Origin of the sequence: Streptomyces sp. NPDC050743, assembly GCF_044456925.1 — a bacterium.
GTDB lineage: Bacteria > Actinomycetota > Actinomycetes > Streptomycetales > Streptomycetaceae > Streptomyces.
Window position 1 is genome coordinate 1 of sequence record NZ_JBITGJ010000013.1, and the last position, 22,130, is coordinate 22,130.

Genomic DNA, 22,130 nt, shown 5'->3' on the forward strand with positions numbered 1-22,130 from the left:
CGGATCTTTCTGTCGCAAGATCGTTCCTACCAGGGGCCTTACGTCTGCCCGGAGTTGGGAGTACACCACGAGACTCCCGGAGGCGATCACCCTCAACGACCGTCGGTTACCGGGAAAGGCTCACTGACGAAGCTGGAGCACGGCCAGGCAGTCCTCGGCAAGGGTTCCGGCTGCTCGACCGCGGCGGCCCAGAAGAGTGTGTACGAATCCTGGGAGCGCCGCGTGAAGGACATCAGCGACCTGTGCGACGGACTCGCCGGCGTGCTGGAAAAAGTGGGGCATGACCAGTTCAAGACCGACGAGGCCATCAAGGCCGAGATCGCTGGGCTGAAGGGCCACTCCGAGGACACGTCCGCCGTCGGCGGCACTGGCAAGGGGCGGTGATTCGGACGCATGGACCTCAAGAAACTCCAGGCCATCAACCCCTCCGAGTACGCTGACGCAGCGGACGGATACCGTGCGATCAGTGACATGGCCGACGCGGCCAAGGACCGCATTGACCAGCAGATCGCCAAGGTCATGCAGAAGGCCAACGAGGGTGAGGCGGCGGACGCGGCGCAGAAGCAATTGGCCAAGCTCTCGCAGAACTTCCACTACGCCCAGGTCGAATGCGGCCTGATCAGCGGAGCACTCACGGGTTTCTCGTCCGAGATCGCTGCCCCACGCCGCCGCCTGCTCGAGGCACTCGATGATGCGAAGGCGCTGTCGTACACCGTCGACGCAAATGGCAGCGTCGTGTACCCCGCCGGTGGCGAGAATGAACTGACCGGCGAAGAGATCGCTGGCGGAACGGTCACCGGGTTCAACGGCATTTACAGTCCCGGGCCCGGACCGGACATGTCCGGTCTGCGCAGCCCCAACCCGAACCGCGCGAAAGCCCAGGACATCGCCGACCGCATCGCCCACGCTGTGCACGAAGCCACGGAGATCGACGACCGCTACAGCAAGGCATTGGAGAAGCTCAAGGCGTCTCCGGGGCTGACGGTCGACACCAAGACGTGGACAGACGTTGCCGCCGATGCCGACGCGGTGGGTTCGGCCGCGAGCGAGTACATCAAGGATCACATTCCGCTGGACAAGTCGCCTGCCGACTGCAAGAAGTGGTGGGACAGCCTCAGCGACGAACAGCGCGACGAGTACAAACAGGCATTTCCGGAGATCATCGGCAACCTGGACGGCATTCCGTCCGATGTCCGGGACGAGGTCAACCGCGAGAACCTAGACATTCTGATCGGCAAGCTCTCCGGTGAGAGCGGTGAAAGGGCCAAGACTCAGCTGGACGCTCTCAAGAGCATCCAGCAGCAGCTACAGGACAACGCCGCGAAGCAGCTGGTGGACCCCAAAGAGCCGCCCATGTACCTGTTGGGGATCGGGGACGAGAGACTTGGTCGTGCCATCGTCGCGTTCGGGAACCCCGACAAATCGAAGAACGTGTCGGCGTATGTTCCCGGACTCGGTACCGCCCTGGACACCGGCTTCGCGGAGGGCGATGTGAAGCGCGCCTATGACACTGCGGTCGACGTCCGGAACATCGATCCGTCCAGCGCATCCATCGTGTGGCTGGGCTACGACCCACCGCAGCTCGACGCTCCGCTGGACCCCGCCACCTTGGTGTCCGACACGGATGTCATGTCGGCACATGACGCGGTGAAGGGTGCACCGGCGTACAACTCGTTCATGGGTGCACTCGCCGCGACGAACGATCACAAGGACCCGCACCTGGTCGCGATCGGGCACTCCTACGGTTCTCGCCTCGTGGGCGCGGCAACGCAGGAGCCAGGGGGAATCCCCGGAGCCGATGACGTCATCCTTGTCGGGAGCCCGGGCACCGGCGTCAACCACGCGGCAAATCTTGGGGTCGGAAAGGGCCATGTGTTCGTGGGCGCGGCCGAGAACGACCCCGTCAGCCACCTGCCGTCGAAGAAGGAGGCCGTGGCCGGCACCGTCGGCTACTTCGGCGGCGGTCCGGTGGGTGCGTACGTCCTCGGGGACCTCGCGGACCAGGGCGATGACGACCTCTGGTTCGGCAAGGACCCGGCCAGCGAGGCGTTTGGTGCCAGACGCTTCAAGGTGTTGGACGGCCCGGTGCCGGTGGTCGACGGGCAGGGGCTGACTCCGGCGCATTCCAACTACTTCAACCCGGCCAGGGACAAGGACCCTGTGTCCGCTGCCAACATCGCGGCCATCGTCGCGGACCGTCCTGACCTCGTGACCTGGGACAAATACCGGTGAAAACTCGAGCTGTGGCCCTCGTGGCGTCAGCCCTCATCGTTTCCGGTTGTGGCTTCATCGGCGGCAACGGAAGTGCGGGAACTAAAGCGGACGCGCCGAAGGAGACGAACATGAACATGCAAGAGGCGGCCGATCACGCAGAGGGGATCATCGACGCGACCCTCAAGGCGATCAACCCTTCGGTCGAGGTCATGCAGGGGCCGGCGAGCGACTCCAGCTGCACCGACTTCAAGAACGACGGCACCGGTACCGGGTCGGTGAGCCGTCGACGTTATGTGATGACGATCATCTCGGACGAGCGACGTGGCAGCCTTCTCGGTGTCGTCGAGCGCTACTGAAAGAAGGAGGGTTACAAGATCACGTCGGTGTGAAGGAGTGTCGACATGCCGGCGGTCTTCGCGAGCGCGCCAAACGGCTTCCAGGTCAGCCTGGAATTCGGGTACAAGGGACAGGCCGGTTTCCACGTGACCTCCCCATGTGTCGACGAGTCGAAAGTCACCGAGGCGCCCAGGAAGCCGCTTGATCCGGACTCACCGGAATCCAAGGGACTCCCCTACGTTCACTCCGATTTCTGGTCGGCGCGTACTCCGATCTCTGCAGCCTTGCCGACAGCATCGGCCGACGGAGGGTGAGCAGGTCCCAGTCAGCCCACGCGGATGAGCCAGAGCCGACGGGCGCTTTCGGAGAGCGGTCTATCCTCTGCCTCGCCGCTACAGCAGGGTGACGGTCGTCGGGTGCCTGCGGCCCGGGGCGGTCTGCCGCGTCGTGTGAGAGTTCGCAACTGTCCGTTGACAGCGAATCCAGTCCGGTCGAAGTCACCAACTGGGCGGACTGGGCTGATTGGCAAGACCAGTCGTGCCGGAGCACGGTGGATCGAGCCTTACTGATCCGGTGTCGGGCTCGTCATGCTCCTCGCCCCTATGAGACGTACTGGTCGCCCAGAAGAGCATCCAGCTGGCTCATCAAACCTGCAGGCCACTTGTGCTTCGCCTGTGTTCTGTCCCTCGGCTGACACGCCCAACGACACAAGATGCGCCCCCCGACACGCTGACCCGCAGTCGACAGCTCCCTGTCGGCTGCATCTGTCCGAACCAAGGGGTTGGGGAACTCTCCATTACTCCATGGAGTCCCGGGAAACGAGTCAGGGGCCCGACCGCTCTCACGGATCAGGCCCCTGCCCTGGTACTTCTCTGTCGGGGTGGCGGGATTTGAACCCACGACCTCTTCGTCCCGAAGCAACTCGCTGGTGCGCTCTGCCATGGAGCGGTGTGCCTTTCACCTGCTGCAATAGTCCGCAGATGTCCATGCTCGTCCGCCGCTGTCTGTCGGCGTTGTCACGCAGTTAGACACTCACCCTGAAGCTGGCGTAGCTCCTGCGGAGCCTGTCCTCAGTCATCCTCGCTGAAGCCGTATCGGATGTTCTCCTGCTTGCAGGACGGGCAGACGATGTAGGCGTGTGGGTTGCTGCCATCTACGGAGTGTAGAAAGTTCTCACATGGCCGGAGCTTCGTCGCTGTCTGACTCCGCTTGATGCGTAGCACCTGGCTCTACTTGACGGGTGACTCGGTCGCTCGGCTTCTTCTTGGTGACGTCCCTGTCGCAGGGAGGGTCGGGCGCTGAACCGACCGACACATCGGCGTGGGCCGCGAAGGCCTATTGGGTGCGTGGCAGGAGCACGCTGACGGTCATGCGTGCGTCGTGCGTGCAGGCGAGCTGGTCGTGACTGGTGCCGAAGCTAGCGCGGTCCCCGTTGTAACAGAGTCGGAGTTCGCCGCCTGCGGCCGTGACGAGTTGGGCGATGAGCGCCAATCCGAGGCCGGCCCCAGGACGGGTGCGGGCGTGTTCACCGCGAGCGAAGCGATCGGTGGCTCGGGCAAGCAGGTCGGGAGTCATTCCGGGTCCGTCGTCGATGACTTGGAGGATGACGAGGTCAGGGGTTGCGTCGAGGTGGATCTCGATCGGTTGTGCGCCGTGGACGACTGCGTTGGTGACGAGGTTGGTCACGATCCGGTCGAGCACCGCAGCTGAGACGTCCGCCAGGACTGGCTCGGTCGGGCTTGTGATGCGTAGCGCGGCGTTGCCGGCAGCCAGGTGGGCATCCGCGGTCGCCGCCACCTGGGCAAGCACGTCGCTGCTGCCCTCGCGGTCATCGACGGGGCCACTGAGGGACAACAGGCTCTCGGTCAGTCGGACAAGTCGTTGGGCATCGATCGAAAGCTCATCGAGGAGGTGCTCGTAGTAGGCGGCCGTGCGCGCTTTGCGGCGTGCCTGGTCGATCCTGCCGGCGATGACGGTCACAGGCGTGCGCAGTTCGTGGCTGGCATCGCTGACGAAATGGCGCTCATGTTCCATCGCCGCATCCAGGCTGGTGAGCATCTCGTTGAGCGTGTGCCCCAACCGGGTGACTGCATCATCACGGTGGTCGGGGACTTCGAGCCGCAGCTTGGTTGCGCCGGCTGCGATGTCAGAAGCCCGAGCGCGGTAGCGCTCCACTGGGCGCAGCGCACCGCGGGCGAGAAGGTCGCCCACGATCGAGGCAACGAGCAGTGTCCCTCCGCCGGCGATGACCAGCTGTGCGAGCAGCTCTCGCAAGGCTTCATCGCGACGGGCGCGGTCGACCGCTACGACGAGGTACTTGCCACGTATTGGCGTCACGCGAAGGCGCACCCGGTCCGGCGAGATCGACAGCATGCTGCCAACCTCGACGGTGCGGGGTGCACCGGTCAGGTCGCGGGCTGGCACGGGGTCGTGACCCGCGAGACGTCCACCGGAGGCGACGAGAGAACCGTCGGCTGTTAGCAGTTGCCAGCCGACGCCCGTGGCGTCAGCTTGATCAGGTGAGGTGACGCTGCCCTCAGCGTTGACGAGCGGAACGATGGTGGCCGTTGCTTTGGCCAGCTCCGTGTCCAGAGCGCTGTCGAGGGCGTACTCGACCCGCCAGTAGACGAAGGCGCCCGCGACCGTGAGCAGCACGAAGATCGCGCAGACGAACCCCCCCACCAGCCGGGCACGGAGGGGCAACCGTTGCAGCCATTTCGGAGCCGTGCTGCGTCGCAGTGCGTTCACGTCTCGGGGAGCTCGACGCGGTAGCCAGCGCCGCGCAGGGTCGTGATTGTGTGGGTGCCGAAGGGGCGATCGAGCTTGGCCCGCAGGCCCGCTAGTGCGGCGTCGATCACGTTGCTTCGCAGATCGGTCTCACCCCAGACCTCGTCGTAGAGCTCGTAGCGTGACACAGCCTTTCCGGCGCGGGAGGCCAAGAAGGTGAGGATGTCGAACTCTCGCGTGGTCAAGGCGATCTCGATGCCGCTGCGGGTGACGCGTCGAGCGTCGCGGTCGATGACCAGGTCCCCGATCGTGATGGTGGGTGCCGCTTCGATCCCTGCCCGTCGATAGAGAGCGCGCAGCCGCGCAAGCAGCTCATCGACCACGAACGGTTTGGGCAAATAGTCATCGGCCCCCGCGTCCAGGCCGAGGACGCGGTCCTCGACCTGGCCGCGTGCTGTGAGCATGAGCACGGGCGTTCTGACCCCAACCTCGCGCAGCCTGCGGCACACCTCGACTCCGTCGAGGCCGGGCAGCATCCAGTCCACGAGCGCTACGTCGTAAGCCTCGTTGAGGCACCCCGTGTAGGCAGTGCGCCCGTCGCCGACCAACGTGACGTCCCAGGCTGCGTCCGTGAGCACGTCCTCGAGGAGCCCTGCGAGCCGGGGGTCGTCCTCAGCAACCAGGATGCGCATGCGGCTTCTCCCGTCCCCTCGTGGAACTCGGGTTTTGATGAACAACTCTCGCACGCGGCCATGGCCACCAACGTCCGGGCGGGCAGGTGTCCGAACCTGGCGCGAGGACCATGCCCCAGTCATCGCTCAGGGTGTGGCACGTGTGCGGGCTGGATCAGCCGATCTCGCCCGCCGTGACGGTCTCGGCCACGGGCGCCCCGGCCGTCCCTTGACCTGCCATCTGACGGTTGAGCCACCACTTGAGCACCGGCGGCACGATCAGCACCATCATGAGCAAGCGGAGCGCTTGCACGGTGAAGACCAGCGCAACGTTGGAGTGCACCGACGATGCGACAGCGAGCACGGCGTTGATGCCGCCCGGTGTCGTAGCCAGGTACGCGTCTTGAGGGGTGATGTCGGTCACCAGCGTGACCAGCCAGGCGAGCCCGGCGCAGATGGCGGTGATGCCCACCACGAACAGGAGCACCTTGGGCAGCATCCGGCCCATGGCACGCAGCGCGGCCGGGGTCAGCCGCAGCCCGACCTCGAGGCCGATGATGTTGAACGCGATCTCACGGAACTGCTCCGGCGGCTGGCCGCCGAACCCTCCGACAGTCGCAACGGCCGCCACGATCACGGGCCCCAGCAGCGCCGGTGCCGGCATATGCAGCGCCCGGCCCAGCAGGTAGCCGGCTGGACCAGCCCACAACACGAACAGCATGCCGGGGATCGAGAACGGCACCTCGATCTCGGCGGGACCCAGACCGTGGAAGGCCACGCTCGGGTCGAAGACGAACTGAATGATCAGCGGCATCGCCAGGATCACCAGCGTCAGGCGCAGGTACTGCATGAACGCCACCTGCCGTGAGTCGGCGCCCAGCTCGTCGGCGGCGCTGACGATCGCAGCCGATCCGCCGGCCACCATCCCCAGGGAGGCGGTCTTCTGGTCGATCCCCGCCCATCGTGCAAGCACCAGACCGGCCACGATCGAGAAGACGAGTGTGGCTACGGTGATGGCCAGGAGCGGCAGCATTGAGCCGCCGGCGCTGCCCAGGGCCTTGAGATCGAGGAACGTCCCGATGACGACACCGGTGACGGCCTGCGCGCCGGTGTGCAACGCCCGCGGTGTCGCCCGCTTCAGTAGCCCCGTGCTTGCCACAATCAGGCCGAGGATCACCGAAACGATCACGTGGGGGGCCGGCAGGTTGAACTGCTCGCCGTACTTCCCCCCGACCCAGGCCGCGGCGACCAGCAGCACCCAGGTCACGGCAACCTTCGCCCCGCTGCGCAAGGCGTCACGTGAAAGCGGGCTCATCGGCGTCGGCGCAGCCGTCTGACCAGCGATGTCCTGGCCAGTGTGCGAGATGTCTGGCATGCGATGCTCACTCATGCTGGAGACGGTAGGTGGGCTCACATGACCAAACGATGAGCGGCCGCGCACTTCCGCGGTGGCATCCGTCACGGTGTCCATTGGAGCGTGACCCGCGTTAACCAGAACTGAGCGCCGTCACATTCCGATCATGTCGCGGTCACTAGGTTCAGTGGCTGTGGGACTGACGTATCTGCAAGCTGTCGTCATCGGTGCCCTCATCATCACCCCGGTTGTGTGATCGGCAGTGAGGGTCGGCACTACAAGAGCGGACGTGAGCAGCAGGCAGTCGAATGAGTTGCTGGGACGTTCAGGGACGTTGTGAGACGTTTCGGAGGATGTCGGGACGTCCTGATAGGTCCCGACTACGTGGTTCTTACGTCCTCAACGTCGTTGTTGAGTGGCTGGCATGGTTCAACCCACTCCGTCGAACGTACTTGGTCTCATGGCCGACGCTTCGCGGAGCCGCGCCGAGCAACGCGTCGGTAGGTGCGTGCGGCCGGTGCGCCTGGTCGGCTCACGCGCCCTCGTCGACACTCGCACCGGCGAGCTCACGGGGCTGTACTCCTCTCGCGGAGAGCTCGACGGGATGACCTATGTCCGCTGTGGGAACCGGCGAGCGGCGGTGTGCCCGACGTGCAGCCACGAGTACAAGGGGGACGCCTGGCACCTACTGCTGTGCGGGTTGGCCGGGGGCAAGGGAATCCCCGCCGATGTCGCGGAGCGGCCGGCGACGTTCGTGACGCTCACGGCACGTGACTCGCCCGAGGCGGGCCGGTGCTCGTAGTCCCGTACCAACCTGCGGTGCAGCATCATGATCCCGTTCCCCTGCTCCACCACCCACCTCTTGGGCTGCGGGACGAACCCGCTGGTTGCCGGGTTGCGCTCGACGACTTCGACGTCGATGCCCACCTTCTGCCCGTGGTCGACGATGGCGGTCTTGAATCCCTGGTCCACCAGGGCCTTGTGAACCGTGTCGGTGTCGGCGGGTACCCCGGCGGCCGCGTGCAGGCTCTGGGTGTCGAGCACCACCAGGCTCGGGTCGGCCTTGCGCCCCCGCCTCTCGCGGACCTGCCAACGCAGCAGGTCGTGGATGGTCTGGTCGGTGCCATCGTCGCGCCACTTGTAGAAGAACTGGTTTCAGTCGATGCCCAAGTCGACCGATACTGTGGGACGTTGGTCTGACCTGCGCTGACGTGCGTGGTATCTGTCGTCGCCTGTCGACGTTGGTCCTGTCGGACGGCCCAGAGACGGCCCAGCGTGAGTGTCGTCTGGTCAGCTGGCGGACGGCGGAGGCTTCGGCGGCATGGCTTCAGTCGCCTGCGAACCACAAGTAGCTGCCAGGGGTGGCTGCGCACAGTTTGAGCATCGTTGCGAGGTCGTCCAACGCGGCGAGCTGACGGTCATCGCCGCATCTCTCCTTCAGATCGCGGATCTCTGGCAGGGCGGCCGCAGACTCCTGCTCGTTCATCAACGTGTCCCCGTAGGGATCGACGGCAGTGAGCCGCCCGGGCGCTCCGAGCAGTTGGAGCGAGCCGAGCGCATCGGCCAGTGCGTCGCCGTGCCCGTAGGAGCTCCGCAGGAGGGTCGCGCGGGACTTGCGCCCATGCCGCGCCGGCCGTGATGAGTGCAGCTCCAGATCGATTCCCATGCTTCATGATGCGCACGTTGCGCTGCTGCACAGCCACCTCAGAATCGGATCGATGGATCAAGGCTGAGTCAAGGCGGCGGGGGGCTGGCCAGCGGTGAGGACGGCACCCGCGCCAGGTGAAGGCTTTGAGGTCTGGCCTCATCTTTATCAGGTCGATCACCGGGGACCGTCGACGTTGACCAACCGTTTCTACGCCCCGGTCGATCGTCCGGAGAGGTCCGGCGTCGACCGCTGCTGTTCGCGCTTGTTGGTGTCAGCCGCTGGTGTCAGCCGCCGCACGTGGTCTTGACAAGGGCTGCCCCACCGCCGCGCGAAGGGCATACGCTCTGACTTGGCAACAGTCATACAGGCACAATGCCACCATGCCGGATACCCGAGATCCGTGGGACGACCCCACTCGTCCAGTGACCGTCACGCACCGAGACCTGCGTGCCCTGTTCGCGATCAGCGGCCGCATCCATGGTGAGCTCTTGCTGGGAGACCTGCCACAGAGCACCACGAAATACCTCCTCGCGCGCCTTGCACAGGACGGGTTCCTGGAACCCGGGGCAACCGCCGATGATCTTGTCCAGGCGCTGGAAGACCTCACGCAACGCCTACACACGGCATGGGGAGCGTACGACAACACAGATTGAGCTTGACTCTGTCGGGGATCTTGGAGTTTCCCGGTGCGGCTGCAAGATCCCCGACAGAGTCAAGCTCAGGCCACGTCGGCGCAGACAGGGTTTGAAGTGGAGAGGTTGTCTGCCAAATGCAGGAGAGTGATGCGGATCATTTGGCTCAGACGGGCCAGGGCCAGGGCCGATGCGTCGTCGTGGATGAGGACTCTCACGGCGTTGACGAGGAGTTGAGGGTCGTCGTCGAGGTCTGGCGGGCCGGCGAGTAGCTCGTGGGATGGCCGCTTGGTCGCAGCATGCTCGATATCGGCGAGACGTACCCGGTCGATCATGTCGGGCGTGTAGGGACGGCTATCTGAGATGGCGTCCAGCACGAGCGAATGGATGCTCAGCGCAAGCAGCATCTTCAGCAGTGCGTTGGCTGAATCCGGGTTCATGGACCAGCTCCTGTAACGCTCGTGGCGGTCGCTGCGCTCGCCAGGCAGGCGGTCGGCCGCGGTCAGGATCCGGCTGCTCCAAAGGGTGCACATCTGCCAGGCGCCCACAGTTTTCTGCCTCGCATTCAGTCTCGGTGCGGGGCATGCAGGCGGTCTATCTGCACGCCCCCGGTTGGAGAGGCTACAGACAGCGTGCCTGCAAGATGTCTGAGCGACCGACGTTAAGACAGGAGTCTGGGAGACAGTAGGTAGCTTCCAGCCGTGTTCCAGCTGGCTTTTATCGGATTTGAGCTTGACTCTGTCGGGGATCTTGGAGTTTCCCGGTGCGGCTGCAAGATCCCCGACAGAGTCAAGTTGAGTAGCTGTTGCTCATACGGGGTGCGGAGGCTCACGCGGTCGGCGGAACGACTTTGGCCGGGAGCTGCTTTGGCGCGAGTGATCATGGCCCCGTAAGCTTCCGGCGCGTCGGGCAGTCTGTGGACCTGCCCGGTAAAGCACGACGTTGGGGCCATGATCTTCGAGGCTCGCGCCAAAGTGGCTGGCTAAAGTCGTGGAGCCGACCGCCCCAGCCACAGCGGGGTTTCCCTTCTCTGCCCCCATGCACGCAGCGCGCCGCCGGGCGCGGCCGGCCGGGGCGAAGACAGGAGGCAGGCCGCGCCGCAGAGGCGGCGCGCCCGCGCCGTGCGCGGGCCTTGATCGGCTCCGGCGTCACCGACCACGCCCGGCAGCTGATCCTCACCTGCTGGCACCTCGGCGGGCTCCCCCAACTCGAAGACCTGCGCCTGCGCAAGTGGGCTCACATGCTCGGCTTCCGCGGCCACTTCTCCACCAAGTCTCGCGCCTACTCGGTGACCCTCGGCGCCCTCCGCCAGGAACGTGCCGACCACAACGAGGCCCTGGCCCGCGAACGCGCCGCCGAAGCGGGCCACCCCCTACCGGACCCGGACACCGTCCTCGTCCTCTCCCATTGGCGCTTCGCCGGCACTGGCCTCACAGGTGCCGAAGCCCTCTTCGCGTCCTCGCGCTCCGCTTCCCTCACTGAACAAGGAGAACCTGACCATGCGTGACGACGAACTGCTTACCGTTGCCGACGTTATGGCCCGTCTCAGGGTCGGTCGGTCCACGGTGTACGACCTGATCCGTACTCGGCGGCTGCCCTCGGTCACCATCGGCCGGTGCCGGCGCATCCCCGCCTCCGCCCTGGGCGACTTCATCGCCGGACAGATGGAGCGGGCGGCCTGATGACCAAGCGTCGGAGCCGCGGTGACGGCGGCCTGCATTGGGACGAGAAACGGCAGCGGTGGATCGCCACGGCGAACCTCGGCTTTGATCCGAGCGGCAAGCGGATCGTGAAGCGGGGGAGTGGCAGAACCAAGACGGAAGCGAAGAACAAGCTCAAGGAGGTGTTGCGGGACCACGAAAACGGCCTTGCGATCGCCCCCACCAACTACACGGTGAAAGACGCCGTGACGGACTGGCTGGCGTAGGGCTTGTCGGGCCTCGACCCCAGCACTGTTGAGACCGTGACGCTCCTGAGTCAGAAACACGTGATTCCGTCGCTCGGCGCACGAAAGCTTCGCGATCTGAGTGCGGAGGACGTAGATCGCTGGCTGGCCGCCAAGCGAAAACGCTCAGCACGCGCACGCTCCAGGGAATCCACTCCTGCCTCAACCGCGCGGTCAAGCGGGCCATGGCGCGGGACAAGGTGAAGCGCAACGTCGTCGAGCTGTGCTCAGTGCCCCAGGGGCAGGCCGGGCGCCCGTCCAAGGCGCTCACCCTCGCGCAGGCTGAGGCCGTGCTCAGGGGCGCTGAGGGGACTTCCATGTACGCCTACATCGTCGTCGCGCTTTTGACCGGTGCCCGCACTGAAGAACTGCGGGCCCTCACCTGGGACCACGTCTTCCTGAAAGGCCGCCCGGACCTCGACCCGCCGCAGCCTCCGCATATCGCCGTCTGGCGCTCTGTACGGCGGAGCGGGGACACCAAGACCAAGAAGTCCCGGCGTACGCTCGCTCTGCCAGCGCGCTGTGTCGAGGCCCTCTGGCAGCAGTTCGAAGATCAGGGATGGGATCGGCTCGCTGCCGGGGATGCCTGGGAGGAACACGGCCTCGTCTTCTCCTCGGCCGTGGGTAAGCCGCTCGACGCTGCCAACGTCCGCCGTGCCTTCCGCCAGGCGCTCAAGGGCATCGACGGGATCAACGTCGACGAGTGGACGCCGAGGGAGCTCCGGCACAGCTTCGTGTCTCTGCTCTCCGACCGGGGTGTCCCGCTGGAGGAGATCTCCCGGCTCGTCGGGCACTCAGGGACGGCCGTGACCGAGGAGGTCTACCGGAAGCAGATCCGGCCTGTGATTCAGACTGGAGCTGTGGTCATGGACGGGATCTTCGGCGCGCAGGAGCGGCGGTCGTAGACGCGCGAAAAGCGGTAGTCACGCAGATAGACACGCAGACAAAAACAAGTGGGGCACCTACCAACTTTGGTAGGTGCCCCACCTGCTGTTTCGGCTGTCGGGGTGGCGGGATTTGAACCCACGACCTCTTCGTCCCGAACGAAGCGCGCTGCCAAGCTGCGCTACACCCCGATGTCGCTGCTCTCGCGGCGACGACGTTTACTTTAGCCCACTGGTGGCTGTAGACGAAATCCGGTTTAGACGCGGCGGCGGACCGGGGTCGGGCGGGTGTGGTCCAGGGCCACGAGGAGGACGGCCAGGGCGTACATGGCGAGGCCCAGGAGGAGGGCGTTGGCCAGGGCGCTGCGGTAGCCGTGGGTGGCCGCGTCCAGGAAGGGATACAGGTAGCGGGCGGGGTTCGTGGGGGCGAAGCAGGCCGCTCGGATCAGGTAGAAGGCCAGGTAGGCCAGGGGGTAGAGGAGCCAGGCGGCCGCCTGGCGCAGGTGCAGACGGGCCGCGGGTGTCAGCAGCAGCCAGTCCAGCACGGCCGCCGCCGGCGTCAGCGTGTGCAGGGTCTGGAGCGTCGCCCACGAGCCGTGCCAGCGCTCCGGAACCGTCGTCGCGCCGGTCATGGAGAACGGGGGCGTCGTGTGGGCCAGCAGCAGGTGGTAGGCGAGCGCCGAGATCAGGATGTAGAGCAGTGTGGCGCCTGTCACGGAGGAGGGGAGGGGGCGGCGGGCGCGCCAGGCCCTCGACGCCGACATGAGCATGGTGATGCTCAGCAGGATGCCCGCCTGGATGCCGAAGTAGCTCAGGACGCGGTCCGGGGTGCCCAGCAGGATCTCCAGGGCCACGCCACCCGCCGCCGCCAGGGCGGTCAGGAGGCGGAACAGCGCGACCATGGGGCGGCGGACCGGCGCCACCACGGCCGTGGCGGGGACGGGGGACGGCAGCAGGACGGGCGGGCCCGGGACCGCGGGCAGGTCCGGAATGTCCCTGGGTATCGGGGGTATCGGGGGGTTCGAGGCGGTCATGGCCTCACGCTAGGAGCGGGGGACGGGAGCGGCTATTCGACCTAGTCCGGGTGGGTTACGGCACCGGTCCCCGGCCCCAGTGTCCCGGCCTCAGCCCGGCCCAGTCGGTTCCTGTCCCAGCCCCGGCCCAGTCGGTTCCGGTCCCAGTCCCCATAGCGGGCATCCCGGCCGGCCTCCCCCAGAACCCCCTACTCCCGCCCCACCAACGTCAGCAACGTCGCCTCCGGCGGACACGCGAACCGCACCGGTGTGTAGCGGTTCGTGCCGCAGCCCGCCGAGACGTGGAGGTAGGAGGTGTGGCCGTCCGCCGTGTGGGTGGACAGGCCCTTCACCCGGTCCGTGTCCAGGTCGCAGTTGGTGACCAGCGCGCCGTAGAACGGGATGCACAGCTGGCCGCCGTGCGTGTGGCCGGCCAGGATCAGGGGGTAGCCGTCCGCCGCGTACGCGTCCAGCACCCGCAGGTACGGCGCGTGCACCACGCCCATCGAGAAGTCGTACGTCTGTGTGGGGCCGCCGGCCACCCGGGCGTAGCGGTCGCGCTTGATGTGGGGGTCGTCGAGGCCCGTCAGCTCGATCGAAGCGCCCTCGACCTTCAGGACACCGCGGGTGTTCGTCAGGTTCAGCCAGCCGGCCTCGTCGAAACCGTCGCGCAGGTTCTCCCACGGGTTGTGGATGACGCCGACGGCCGGCGGGTTGCCGTTCAGGCCGTGCCTGCCGCTCGCCTTCTCCAGCAAGTAGCGGGCGGGGTTGCGGAGTCTGGGGCCGTAGTAGTCGTTGGAGCCGAAGACGTACGCGCCCGGGAACTCCATCAGCGGGCCCAGGGCGTCCAGGACCTCGGGGACGCCCTCGGGGTCCGACAGGTTGTCGCCCGTGTTGATCACGAAGTCCGGGCGCAGGCCCGCCAGCGACTGCAGCCACCGCTGCTTCTTGCGCTGGCCGCTGACCATGTGGATGTCGGAGACCTGGAGCACGCGCAGCGGACGCATGCCCGGCGGGAGGACCGGGACCGTCACCCGTCGGAGGCGGAAGGAGCGGGCCTCGAAGCCCGCCGCGTACGCCAGACCGGCGGCGCCGGCCGCCATGATTCCCAGGGGTACTCCGTATCGCGCGCGCATGCGTCCATCGTGTCAGACGCGGGGACACCGACGAGACCGGCGGTCTGTCGATCGACGGGCGTTCGCCTTGACTCAACGGGCGTTCCCCTTAAATCAACGGGCGTTCACGGCAGCACACCTGCGACAATCGACGCCATGACCACCACGCTCAAGTCGAAGCTGCATGACGACCTCAACGCCGCGATCAAGGAGCGCGACGAGCTGCGCTCCTCGACGCTCCGGCTGACGCTCGCCGCGATCACCAAGGAGGAGGTCGCGGGCAAGGAGAAGCGGGAGCTCTCCGACGACGAGGTCCTCAAGGTGATCACCCGTGAGGCGAAGAAGCGCCGGGAGGCGGCCGATGCCTTCGCGCAGGGCGGCCGTGCCGAGTCGGCCGAGCGGGAGAAGGCGGAGGGCGAGGTGCTCGCCGAGTACCTGCCCAAGCAGCTGTCCGACGACGAGCTGAACGCGATCGTCGCCCAGGCCGTGGAAGAGGCGAAGGCGGCCGGCGCCGAGGGGCCGCGGGCCATGGGCGCCGTCATGAAGATCGTGAACCCGAAGGTGGCCGGCCAGGCCGAGGGCGGCCGGGTGGCCGCCGCGGTGAAGAAGCTGCTCCAGGGCTGACCCCGGGCACTACGGGCGCCACGGGTACCTCTGGCACCAGAGTCGGAGATGTACGGCGGCGGGGCCGCACGCTCGGCCGAACCGAGCGGTGCGGCCCCGCCGCCGTACTCACGTCAGGGGGTCACCCCCGCCAGCCCCCGTTTCCGTTCCCGTTGCTTCCGCCGTTCGTCTGCCCCTGGATGAAGTTGCCCGGGAGTGAGAAGGACGGTGTCGGGAAGGCGCCGCCGGTCGCGTCACCCGTGGTGCCGCCGTTGACCGTGCCGCCGTCAACCGTTCCGCCGTCCGTCAGTCCGCCGATCCCGCCCGTGCTGTCCCCGTTCGTCCCCCCGTCGGTCCCCCCTTGTCCTTTTCCCTGACCATCCCCCTTCTTGTCGTCGGGGATGTCGATCAGGTTGAAGTCCTCCACGGGTTTGCCGCTGAGCGCGCCGGTCATCATGTCGCGCCAGATCGGGCCGGGGACCTGGCCGCCGTAGACCTTGTCGTTGTAGACGCCGCCGATGGTGATGTTCTTCATCTGACGCTTGTGGGCCGGGTCGCCGACCCAGACCGCGCCCGCCATGTTCGGGGTGTAGCCGACGAACCAGGCCGCGTAGCGCTCGTCCGTCGTACCCGTCTTGCCCGCGCTCGGGCGGTCGCCGAGGCCGGCCTGCTGGCCCGTGCCGTCCTCGACCACGCCCTTGAGGATCGTGCTGATGGTGTCGGCGGTCTTCTCCGACATCGCCCGCGAGCAGGTCGACTTCGGCACCTGGAGGGACTTCTCCTCGCTGCCGACCTTCCGGGTGATCGACTCTATGGCGACCGGGGTGCAGTACATACCGCGCGAGGCGAAGGTGGCGTACGCGTTCGCCATCGTCAGCGGCGACATCTCCTGGGTGCCGAGCGCGATGGAGGGGGCCTGGTCGATCGCCCGGCCGTCCGCGCGCTGCACGCCCATCTTCTTCGCCATCTCGGTGACGGGGCAGATGCCGATGTCGCTGATCAGCTGCACGTAGTAGGTGTTGACCGACTTGGCGGTCGCCTCCTTCATGCCGTACGGGCCGTGCTCCGACTCGTTCTCGTTCGTCAGCTTGGCCGGGTTGTTCGGGTCGTTGCGCCAGACCTTGCCGTCGCACGCCTGCACGGGGCTCGGGTACGTCATCTCGTACGGCGACGGGTAGTGCTGCGTCGGGGACTTGCCGCCCTCGATCGCGGCCGCCGCGACGATCGGCTTGAACGTCGAACCGGGCTGGTAGCCGGCGCCTCCGCCCATGTCGGAGTTGACCGAGAGGTTGATCTGCGTCTCGTTCTTGCCGAAGCCGTACGGACGGGACTGGCCCATGGCGAGGATCTTGCCGGTGCCCGGCTCGACGATGGTCGCGGCCGTCGCCACCGCGTCGGACTGGTAGACGTGGTTCTTTATGGACGCCTGCACCGAGTCCTGCGCCTGCGGGTCGAGCGTCGTACGGATCGTCAGACCGCCCTGGTTCCACAGCTTGGCCCGGGACTCCTTGGTCTTGCCGAAGACCGGGTCGTTCAGGACGACGTCGCGGACGTAGTCGCAGAAGAAGCCGGCGCCCTTGACCGCGGTGATGCAGCCGTTCTTGGGCTGGCTCGGGTCCAGTCCGAGCGGCTTCTCCTTGGCCTGGTCGGCCTCCTTCTGGGAGATGTCGCCGACGTCCGCCATCCGCTGGAGCACGGTGTTGCGCCGCTTGGTGGCCTCCGCCTCGTCATTGACCGGGTCGTAGCGGCTCGGGGACTGCACGATGCCGGCCAGCAGCGCCGCTTCCGGGAGGCTCAGGTCCTTGGCGTGCTTGGAGAAGTAGCGCTGGGAGGCGGCCTCGACGCCGTAGGCCTGCTCGCCGAAGAAGGTGATGTTCAGGTAGTTCTCGAGGATCTTCCTCTTGCCGAGCTTCTCCTCGATCTGGATCGCGTACTTCAGCTCCTTGATCTTGCGACCGAGGGTCTGCTGGGTGGCCTGGGCGACCTTGGTCGGGTCGTCGCCGGCCTCCTCGATGAAGTAGTTCTTCACCAGCTGCTGGGTGAGCGTGGAGGCACCCTGGGCGACGCCGCCTTCCTGCGCGTTCTTGTTCAGGGCGCGCAGGACGCCCTTGAGGTCGATCGCGCCGTGCTCGTAGAAGCGCGCGTCCTCGATCGCGACGATCGCCTTCTGCATGTACGGCGAGATGTCCTTGAGGTCCACCACCGTGCGGTCGCGGGAGTAGACGGCCGCGATCTGCTTGCCCTGGCTGTCCAGGATGGTCGTGCGCTGACTGAGCTGGGGACTCTTGAGGTTGGCCGGGATCTCGTCGAAGCTCTGGACCGAGCCCTTGGCCGCGAGGCCCAGCGCGCCGGCCGCGGGCAGCGCGATGCCCGCCATCACGGCTCCGGCGAGCACACTGACACCGAGGAACTTGGCGGCCTGCTGCGTTGGCGACAGACCACCACCCGAGCGCTTCTTTGGCATGGGGGCAGCCTAATCCGTACGGATGAGCGTTCTGAAAGGGCGACCGCATCACGGCACGGCAAACGGGGACGCCGACGTTCCCATTCGCCGGACACGCGCGCAGGCCTTGGCCTAAGCTGCTCTCAACTGTCACAGCAGTGCGGTCACGTATCAATACGTCCGGCGACCCCGAATCGTTCCGGTCGTACCGCGTTTTTTCGCGCGGGGGCGGGACCGGTTCCTGAGGGGGACGTGTCCGAATCCGCCTCGTGTGTCACCCGGCGTCCGTTGTGACGCATCACAGCTGTCCTGGTTTGCCGGGATGGTCGTGTATGTCGCCAGCTCACTCCCGCGGGTGATCTGCCGTTAACCCATAGTCCGTTCGGGCCATTCAAGATTGGGCCCGAAGGGGGTGTTGCGCTGTGTCCACCTTCCGTAACGTCCTCAACTGGCGGCGGTGAATATGCCGCTGCCGCCGTGGGGGAGCCTCGATTCGGGAGAGGACGGCGCCGGTATGGGCTGGGTTACCGACTGGAGTGCGCAGGCTGCCTGCCGCACTACCGATCCGGATGAACTGTTCGTTCAGGGAGCAGCGCAGAACAGAGCCAAGGCGGTGTGCACCGGATGCCCGGTACGCACGGAATGCCTGGCCGACGCGCTGGACAACCGCGTGGAGTTCGGCGTGTGGGGAGGCATGACGGAGCGGGAGCGCCGCGCGCTGCTGCGCCGCCGGCCCACCGTGACCTCCTGGCGCAGGCTGCTGGAGACCGCCCGCTCGGAGTACGAGCGCGGGGCGGGCATCGTGCCCCTCGACAACGACGAGGTGTACGAGAACTACGCGGCGGTGAGCTGAGGGAGCGGAGGGCATTTCCTCCGGCACATCCACGCGGCACAAGCTCCGGCCCGGCACACGCCGAGGGAAGCGTCAGGCGTGCGCCACGGGAGGCAGGGTCGCCACAGGCCCTGGGGCGCCGAGTGGGTACGAGCGGGCATGCCGGGGTGCGGGAAGCGATGAGGTGGGGAAGCGCCGGTCGGGCCTACGCCTGGGGAAGCCACGATCGGCCTTGCGGCCCCGCCTGCGGAGACGGTGGTCGGCCTCGCGCTCACGCGTGAGCCGCCGTCGCCGTCCGTCCGTACGCGCAGCCGACGCCGTTCGTATGCGCGTGTGTCCCCCACGCCGTCCGCCTATGTGACGCAGGCTGTCCGCGCATGCCTTGTTCAGGTCGGCCGCGCGTGTGCCACCCACGCGCGCACGACGGTTGTCTGTGCGCGTACGACCGCTCGCCACGCGCGGAGCCGCGCAGGCCACAGCCCCGCTGCCGACAGCCCGCAGCCGTCGGCCCCTGGCCGCGTTACGGCAGCACCGTCTGCCCTGTCGCGCCCGCTGCCAGCAGGGTGCCGATGTCGCGCAGGCCGGTGAGGTCGTGGACATCGCCGGGCAGCGCGGGTACTTCGACGACCGCCACCTCGGGGTGGCGGGCGGTGAAACGGTCACGCGTGCGCTGCTCGCGCGAGAGCAGCTGCATGCGATCGGCGTGCAGTCGCAGCAGTCCCGCGGTGAGCCGGTCGACGGAGTGCTCCTTGTCGGCGGGGGAGCCTTCCTCGGAAGCCGGGGCGTCGGTTGCGGCCTCGGATGCGGGAGATCGCGAACTGTCGTATGTGTCGGGAGAGTTACGAAGTCCAGCTTTCCCACCCCCCTGATCCACAATGCGGGGGTCCTCAAGATTTTCGGCGGCGGCGAGCGCCCGCTCGGCCGACAGCCGGCCGGCACCGCTGCCATGGACCCGGTTCAGCACCAGGCCCACCAGCGGCATCTTCTCCGCGGCCAGTCGCTCCACGAAGTACGCCGCCTCGCGCAACGCGTCCCGCTCCGGGGCCGCGACCACCAGAAAGGCCGTACCCGGCGCCTGGAGCAGCTTGTACGTGGCGTCCGCGCGCGTACGGAACCCGCCGAACGTGGTGTCCATCGCCGCCACGAACGTCTGGACGTCCTTCAGCAGCTGACCGCCCAGCAGCTTGCCGAGCGTGCCGGTCATCATCGACATGCCGACGTTGAGGAAGGCCATGCCCGCGCGTCCGCCGAGCTTGGCGGGGGCGGTCAGCAGGCGGATGAGCCGGCCGTCGAGGAAGGAGCCGAGCCGCTTCGGCGCGTCCAGGAAGTCCAGCGCCGAGCGGGACGGCGGGGTGTCGACGACGATCAGGTCCCACTCGTCCTTCGCCCGCAACTGGCCCAGCTTCTCCATCGCCATGTACTCCTGCGTGCCCGCGAAGCCCGCCGAGAGCGACTGGTAGAAGGGGTTCGCCAGGATCGTGGCCGCCCGCTCGGGGTCCGCGTGCGCCTCCACGACCTCGTCGAAGGTGCGCTTCATGTCGAGCATCATGGCGTGCAGTTCGCCCTCGCCCTCGGTGCCCTTCACCCAGCGCGGGACGTTGTCGAGGGAGTCGATGCCCATCGACTGGGCCAGCCGCCGGGCCGGGTCGATGGTCAGCACGACCACCTTGCGGCCCCGCTCGGCCGCCCTGAGCCCGAGGGCCGCCGCGGTCGTCGTCTTGCCGACCCCGCCCGAGCCGCAGCACACCACGATCCGGGTCTTCGGGTCGTCCAGCAGCGGGTCGATGTCCAGCACGCGTGCGGGGGAGAGACCGTGGGCCTTCTCCAGCCCGTCGGCCTTCTTCCGCCCCGCGGCCTTCTCCGCCCCGGCGGTCGTCTGTGCTGTTTCGGGTGCCTCGGGTGCCTCGGGTGCCTCGGGTGCCTCGGCCGGGTCCGGACTCATGTCAACCCCTGCTTCCGCAGCTCGGTGGCGAGTTCGTACAGGCCCGCCAGGTCCATGCCCTCGGCGAGCAGCGGCAGTTCGCTGAGCGGCAGTCCCAGCTCGCCGAGGACCGCGCGCTGCTCCTGCTCCAGCGCGTACCGCTCGGCGTACTCCGCAGCCTGCCGCAGCAGCGGGTCCACCAGCTTCTCCGCGTTCCCGCCGCGCCGGGCCCCGCCCAGACCCGCGGCCGAGAGCGCCTGTGCGACGGAGGAACGCTCCACGGTGCCTACGAGTTCCAGGTCGGCCGCGTCCAACACCTCCGGCCGGACCATGTTCACGATGACCCGGCCCACCGGCAGCCGTGCCGCGCGGAGTTCGGCGATGCCGTCGGCGGTCTCCTGGACCGGCATCTCCTCCAGCAGCGTCACCAGGTGCACGGCCGTCTCCGGCGACTTCAGCACCCGCATCACCGCCTGCGCCTGATTGTGTATCGGGCCGATCTTCGCCAGGCCCGCCACCTCGTCGTTCACGTTCAGGAAGCGGGTGATGCGGCCGGTCGGCGGGGCGTCCATGACGACGTAGTCGTACACGAACCGCCCGGAGCGGTCCTTGCGGCGCACGGCCTCGCACGCCTTGCCGGTGAGCAGGACGTCCCGGATGCCCGGTGCGATGGTGGTGGCGAAGTCGATCGCGCCGAGCTTCTTCAGGGCCCGGCCCGCGCCGCCGAGTTTGTAGAACATCTGGAGGTAGTCCAGAAGAGCCAGTTCGGCGTCTATGGCGAGGGCGTACACCTCGCCGCCGCCGGGGGCGACCGCGATCTTCCGCTCCTCGTACGGCAACGCCTCCGTCTCGAAGAGCTGGGCGATGCCCTGCCGGCCCTCGACCTCCACGAGAAGCGTCCGCTTCCCCTCGGTCGCGAGGGCCAGCGCCAGTGCGGCGGCGACCGTCGTCTTTCCGGTCCCGCCCTTGCCGCTGACGACCTGGAGCCTGCTCACGTCTTCGAGACTAACCAGTCCGCTCGACACTCACGCGCGAGGCTGTGGATAACGCAGGTCACAGTCCCGAGGCCACAGGTCACGGTCCCCGGGGTCACAGGTCACTGACCCGGGGGCCGCGGGTGGCCGTACCCGAGACCACAGCGGCTACAGTCGGCCCCATGACCAAGAAGTGGGAATACGCCACCGTGCCGCTGCTCGTCCATGCCACGAAGCAGATTCTGGACACCTGGGGCGAGGACGGCTGGGAGCTCGTCCAGGTCGTGCCCGGGCCCAACAACCCCGAGCAGCTCGTGGCCTACCTGAAGCGGGAGAAGCAGGCATGAGCGCGGTCGAGGCCAAGCTGGCCGAACTGGGCCTGACCCTGCCGGAGGTCGTACCGCCGCTGGCCGCGTACCAGCCGGCCGTGCAGTCCGGTGTGTACGTCTACACCGCCGGCCAGCTGCCGATGGTCGAGGGCAAGCTGCCGGTCACCGGCAAGGTCGGCGCCGAGGTCACCGCGGAGGAGGCCAAGGACCTGGCCCGTACCTGCGCGCTGAACGCGCTGGCCGCCGTGAAGTCCGTGGTCGGGGATCTGGACCGCATCGCGCGCGTGGTGAAGGTCGTCGGCTTCGTCGCCTCCGCCTCCGACTTCACCGGGCAGCCCGGTGTCGTCAACGGCGCCAGCGAACTGCTCGGCGAGGTCCTCGGCGACAAGGGTGTGCACGCCCGCAGCGCGGTCGGCGTCGCGGTGCTGCCGCTGGACGCGCCGGTGGAGGTCGAGATCCAGGTGGAGCTCGCCCAGTAGCCCACCGGAA

The 22,130-nt window shown here is 67.4% G+C and carries 24 protein-coding genes, 1 tRNA gene and 1 pseudogene; 15 read left to right on the top strand and 11 right to left on the bottom strand.

Annotation, left to right across the window (positions count from 1 at the left end; translation table 11 throughout):
• The 4 genes from ACIBJF_RS15760 to ACIBJF_RS15775 all read left to right on the top strand — a co-directional run.
• On the top strand, nt 1–384 hold a 384-nt coding region (locus ACIBJF_RS15760), incomplete at its 5' end, for a hypothetical protein (protein WP_399174267.1).
• Between the two features lie 9 nt (nt 385–393).
• The gene (locus ACIBJF_RS15765; RefSeq protein WP_399174268.1) at nt 394–2,232 is read left to right on the top strand and encodes an alpha/beta hydrolase; all 1,839 of its coding nucleotides are present in this window, start codon (nt 394–396) and stop codon (nt 2,230–2,232) included.
• Between the two features lie 11 nt (nt 2,233–2,243).
• On the top strand, nt 2,244–2,570 hold the full coding sequence (locus tag ACIBJF_RS15770) for a hypothetical protein (RefSeq protein WP_399174270.1): 327 nt from the start codon (nt 2,244–2,246) through the stop codon (nt 2,568–2,570).
• A 45-nt stretch (nt 2,571–2,615) separates the two neighbouring features.
• Nucleotides 2,616–2,864 (top strand): hypothetical protein, encoded by a 249-nt coding sequence (locus ACIBJF_RS15775; RefSeq protein ID WP_399174271.1) that lies wholly within the window; start codon nt 2,616–2,618, stop codon nt 2,862–2,864.
• 1,021 nt (nt 2,865–3,885) lie between these two features.
• Here ACIBJF_RS15775 and ACIBJF_RS15780 read toward each other — a convergent pair.
• From ACIBJF_RS15780 to ACIBJF_RS15790, 3 genes are all read right to left on the bottom strand, one after another.
• Entirely contained in the window at nt 3,886–5,298 is a 1,413-nt protein-coding gene (locus tag ACIBJF_RS15780) for a sensor histidine kinase (RefSeq protein ID WP_399174272.1), read from the bottom strand.
• Nucleotides 5,295–5,969 (bottom strand): response regulator transcription factor, encoded by a 675-nt coding sequence (locus tag ACIBJF_RS15785; protein ID WP_399174273.1) that lies wholly within the window; start codon nt 5,967–5,969, stop codon nt 5,295–5,297. Before ACIBJF_RS15785 ends, ACIBJF_RS15780 begins: the two co-directional genes overlap by 4 nt.
• A gap of 154 nt (nt 5,970–6,123) precedes the next feature.
• The gene (locus ACIBJF_RS15790) at nt 6,124–7,338 is read right to left on the bottom strand and encodes an AbrB family transcriptional regulator (RefSeq protein ID WP_399174274.1); all 1,215 of its coding nucleotides are present in this window, start codon (nt 7,336–7,338) and stop codon (nt 6,124–6,126) included.
• A 424-nt stretch (nt 7,339–7,762) separates the two neighbouring features.
• Here ACIBJF_RS15790 and ACIBJF_RS15795 point away from each other — a divergent pair, with 424 nt between their 5' ends.
• The gene (locus ACIBJF_RS15795; protein ID WP_399174275.1) at nt 7,763–8,104 is read left to right on the top strand and encodes a replication initiator; all 342 of its coding nucleotides are present in this window, start codon (nt 7,763–7,765) and stop codon (nt 8,102–8,104) included.
• A gap of 17 nt (nt 8,105–8,121) precedes the next feature.
• Complete coding sequence (locus ACIBJF_RS15800) at nt 8,122–8,502, top strand: hypothetical protein (RefSeq protein ID WP_399174276.1); 381 nt, start codon at nt 8,122–8,124, stop codon at nt 8,500–8,502.
• Nucleotides 8,503–8,629: 127 nt separating this feature from the next.
• Here the strand turns inward: ACIBJF_RS15800 and ACIBJF_RS15805 are convergent, their stop codons facing one another.
• Complete coding sequence (locus tag ACIBJF_RS15805; protein ID WP_399174277.1) at nt 8,630–8,968, bottom strand: hypothetical protein; 339 nt, start codon at nt 8,966–8,968, stop codon at nt 8,630–8,632.
• A 362-nt stretch (nt 8,969–9,330) separates the two neighbouring features.
• On the opposite strand from ACIBJF_RS15805, the gene ACIBJF_RS15810 reads away from it, so the two are divergent.
• A complete protein-coding gene (locus ACIBJF_RS15810) occupies nt 9,331–9,603 on the top strand; it encodes a hypothetical protein (protein ID WP_399174278.1) in 273 nt (90 codons plus the stop codon).
• A gap of 65 nt (nt 9,604–9,668) precedes the next feature.
• Here ACIBJF_RS15810 and ACIBJF_RS15815 read toward each other — a convergent pair whose 3' ends face one another.
• Entirely contained in the window at nt 9,669–10,130 is a 462-nt protein-coding gene (locus ACIBJF_RS15815) for a hypothetical protein (protein ID WP_399174279.1), read from the bottom strand.
• Between the two features lie 368 nt (nt 10,131–10,498).
• Here ACIBJF_RS15815 and ACIBJF_RS15820 point away from each other — a divergent pair, with 368 nt between their 5' ends.
• The 4 genes and pseudogenes from ACIBJF_RS15820 to xerC all read left to right on the top strand — a co-directional run bounded on the left by ACIBJF_RS15820 (nt 10,499) and on the right by xerC (nt 12,432).
• On the top strand, nt 10,499–11,089 hold the full coding sequence (locus tag ACIBJF_RS15820) for a replication initiator (protein WP_399174280.1): 591 nt from the start codon (nt 10,499–10,501) through the stop codon (nt 11,087–11,089).
• Nucleotides 11,082–11,264, top strand: a complete 183-nt coding sequence (locus ACIBJF_RS15825) for a helix-turn-helix domain-containing protein (RefSeq protein WP_399174281.1) — start codon at nt 11,082–11,084, stop codon at nt 11,262–11,264. Before ACIBJF_RS15820 ends, ACIBJF_RS15825 begins: the two co-directional genes overlap by 8 nt.
• Complete coding sequence (locus tag ACIBJF_RS15830) at nt 11,264–11,509, top strand: hypothetical protein (RefSeq protein WP_399174282.1); 246 nt, start codon at nt 11,264–11,266, stop codon at nt 11,507–11,509. The genes ACIBJF_RS15825 and ACIBJF_RS15830 overlap by 1 nt, the downstream gene beginning before the upstream one ends.
• A 3-nt stretch (nt 11,510–11,512) precedes the next feature.
• Nucleotides 11,513–12,432, top strand: a pseudogene (xerC, locus tag ACIBJF_RS15835) (tyrosine recombinase XerC).
• 97 nt (nt 12,433–12,529) lie between these two features.
• Here xerC and ACIBJF_RS15840 read toward each other — a convergent pair.
• From ACIBJF_RS15840 to ACIBJF_RS15850, 3 genes are all read right to left on the bottom strand, one after another.
• Nucleotides 12,530–12,603: transfer RNA gene (locus ACIBJF_RS15840), tRNA-Pro, on the bottom strand.
• A 65-nt stretch (nt 12,604–12,668) separates the two neighbouring features.
• Nucleotides 12,669–13,445 carry a Pr6Pr family membrane protein gene (locus tag ACIBJF_RS15845; RefSeq protein WP_399174283.1) on the bottom strand — a complete coding sequence of 259 codons (777 nt, stop codon included), beginning with the start codon at nt 13,443–13,445 and terminating at the stop codon, nt 12,669–12,671.
• Nucleotides 13,446–13,633: 188 nt separating this feature from the next.
• Nucleotides 13,634–14,560: a metallophosphoesterase gene (locus ACIBJF_RS15850; protein ID WP_399174284.1), complete on the bottom strand. Its 927-nt coding sequence runs from the start codon at nt 14,558–14,560 to the stop codon at nt 13,634–13,636.
• 135 nt (nt 14,561–14,695) lie between these two features.
• Between ACIBJF_RS15850 and ACIBJF_RS15855 the strand changes: the two genes are divergently transcribed.
• On the top strand, nt 14,696–15,163 hold the full coding sequence (locus tag ACIBJF_RS15855) for a GatB/YqeY domain-containing protein (protein WP_365327767.1): 468 nt from the start codon (nt 14,696–14,698) through the stop codon (nt 15,161–15,163).
• A gap of 121 nt (nt 15,164–15,284) precedes the next feature.
• Here the strand turns inward: ACIBJF_RS15855 and ACIBJF_RS15860 are convergent, their stop codons facing one another.
• The gene (locus tag ACIBJF_RS15860; RefSeq protein ID WP_399174285.1) at nt 15,285–17,606 is read right to left on the bottom strand and encodes a transglycosylase domain-containing protein; all 2,322 of its coding nucleotides are present in this window, start codon (nt 17,604–17,606) and stop codon (nt 15,285–15,287) included.
• A 493-nt stretch (nt 17,607–18,099) separates the two neighbouring features.
• Here ACIBJF_RS15860 and wblA point away from each other — a divergent pair, with 493 nt between their 5' ends.
• Nucleotides 18,100–18,438 (top strand): transcriptional regulator WblA, encoded by a 339-nt coding sequence (wblA, locus tag ACIBJF_RS15865; RefSeq protein WP_018547931.1) that lies wholly within the window; start codon nt 18,100–18,102, stop codon nt 18,436–18,438.
• 499 nt (nt 18,439–18,937) lie between these two features.
• Here wblA and ACIBJF_RS15870 read toward each other — a convergent pair whose 3' ends face one another.
• A complete protein-coding gene (locus tag ACIBJF_RS15870) occupies nt 18,938–20,359 on the bottom strand; it encodes an ArsA family ATPase (protein ID WP_399174286.1) in 1,422 nt (473 codons plus the stop codon).
• Nucleotides 20,356–21,333 (bottom strand): ArsA family ATPase, encoded by a 978-nt coding sequence (locus tag ACIBJF_RS15875; RefSeq protein WP_399174287.1) that lies wholly within the window; start codon nt 21,331–21,333, stop codon nt 20,356–20,358. Before ACIBJF_RS15875 ends, ACIBJF_RS15870 begins: the two co-directional genes overlap by 4 nt.
• A 161-nt stretch (nt 21,334–21,494) precedes the next feature.
• Here ACIBJF_RS15875 and ACIBJF_RS15880 point away from each other — a divergent pair, with 161 nt between their 5' ends.
• On the top strand, nt 21,495–21,659 hold the full coding sequence (locus ACIBJF_RS15880) for a DUF4177 domain-containing protein (protein ID WP_136744038.1): 165 nt from the start codon (nt 21,495–21,497) through the stop codon (nt 21,657–21,659).
• Nucleotides 21,656–22,120, top strand: a complete 465-nt coding sequence (locus tag ACIBJF_RS15885) for a RidA family protein (protein WP_228624160.1) — start codon at nt 21,656–21,658, stop codon at nt 22,118–22,120. The genes ACIBJF_RS15880 and ACIBJF_RS15885 overlap by 4 nt, the downstream gene beginning before the upstream one ends.
• Nucleotides 22,121–22,130 lie beyond the last annotated feature (10 nt).

Bases quoted from the DNA above. Each gene is read 5' to 3' on its own strand.
- ACIBJF_RS15765 (WP_399174268.1), top strand. From the start codon at position 394: ATGGACCTCAAGAAACTCCAGGCCATCAACCCCTCCGAGTACGCTGAC.
- ACIBJF_RS15775 (WP_399174271.1), top strand. From the start codon at position 2,616: ATGCCGGCGGTCTTCGCGAGCGCGCCAAACGGCTTCCAGGTCAGCCTG.
- ACIBJF_RS15785 (WP_399174273.1), bottom strand. From the start codon at position 5,969: ATGCGCATCCTGGTTGCTGAGGACGACCCCCGGCTCGCAGGGCTCCTC.
- ACIBJF_RS15790 (WP_399174274.1), bottom strand. From the start codon at position 7,338: ATGAGTGAGCATCGCATGCCAGACATCTCGCACACTGGCCAGGACATC.
- ACIBJF_RS15795 (WP_399174275.1), top strand. From the start codon at position 7,763: ATGGCCGACGCTTCGCGGAGCCGCGCCGAGCAACGCGTCGGTAGGTGC.
- ACIBJF_RS15805 (WP_399174277.1), bottom strand. From the start codon at position 8,968: ATGGGAATCGATCTGGAGCTGCACTCATCACGGCCGGCGCGGCATGGG.
- ACIBJF_RS15810 (WP_399174278.1), top strand. From the start codon at position 9,331: ATGCCGGATACCCGAGATCCGTGGGACGACCCCACTCGTCCAGTGACC.
- ACIBJF_RS15825 (WP_399174281.1), top strand. From the start codon at position 11,082: ATGCGTGACGACGAACTGCTTACCGTTGCCGACGTTATGGCCCGTCTC.
- ACIBJF_RS15830 (WP_399174282.1), top strand. From the start codon at position 11,264: ATGACCAAGCGTCGGAGCCGCGGTGACGGCGGCCTGCATTGGGACGAG.
- ACIBJF_RS15845 (WP_399174283.1), bottom strand. From the start codon at position 13,445: ATGACCGCCTCGAACCCCCCGATACCCCCGATACCCAGGGACATTCCG.
- ACIBJF_RS15850 (WP_399174284.1), bottom strand. From the start codon at position 14,560: ATGCGCGCGCGATACGGAGTACCCCTGGGAATCATGGCGGCCGGCGCC.
- ACIBJF_RS15855 (WP_365327767.1), top strand. From the start codon at position 14,696: ATGACCACCACGCTCAAGTCGAAGCTGCATGACGACCTCAACGCCGCG.
- ACIBJF_RS15860 (WP_399174285.1), bottom strand. From the start codon at position 17,606: ATGCCAAAGAAGCGCTCGGGTGGTGGTCTGTCGCCAACGCAGCAGGCC.
- wblA (WP_018547931.1), top strand. From the start codon at position 18,100: ATGGGCTGGGTTACCGACTGGAGTGCGCAGGCTGCCTGCCGCACTACC.
- ACIBJF_RS15870 (WP_399174286.1), bottom strand. From the start codon at position 20,359: ATGAGTCCGGACCCGGCCGAGGCACCCGAGGCACCCGAGGCACCCGAG.
- ACIBJF_RS15880 (WP_136744038.1), top strand. From the start codon at position 21,495: ATGACCAAGAAGTGGGAATACGCCACCGTGCCGCTGCTCGTCCATGCC.
- ACIBJF_RS15885 (WP_228624160.1), top strand. From the start codon at position 21,656: ATGAGCGCGGTCGAGGCCAAGCTGGCCGAACTGGGCCTGACCCTGCCG.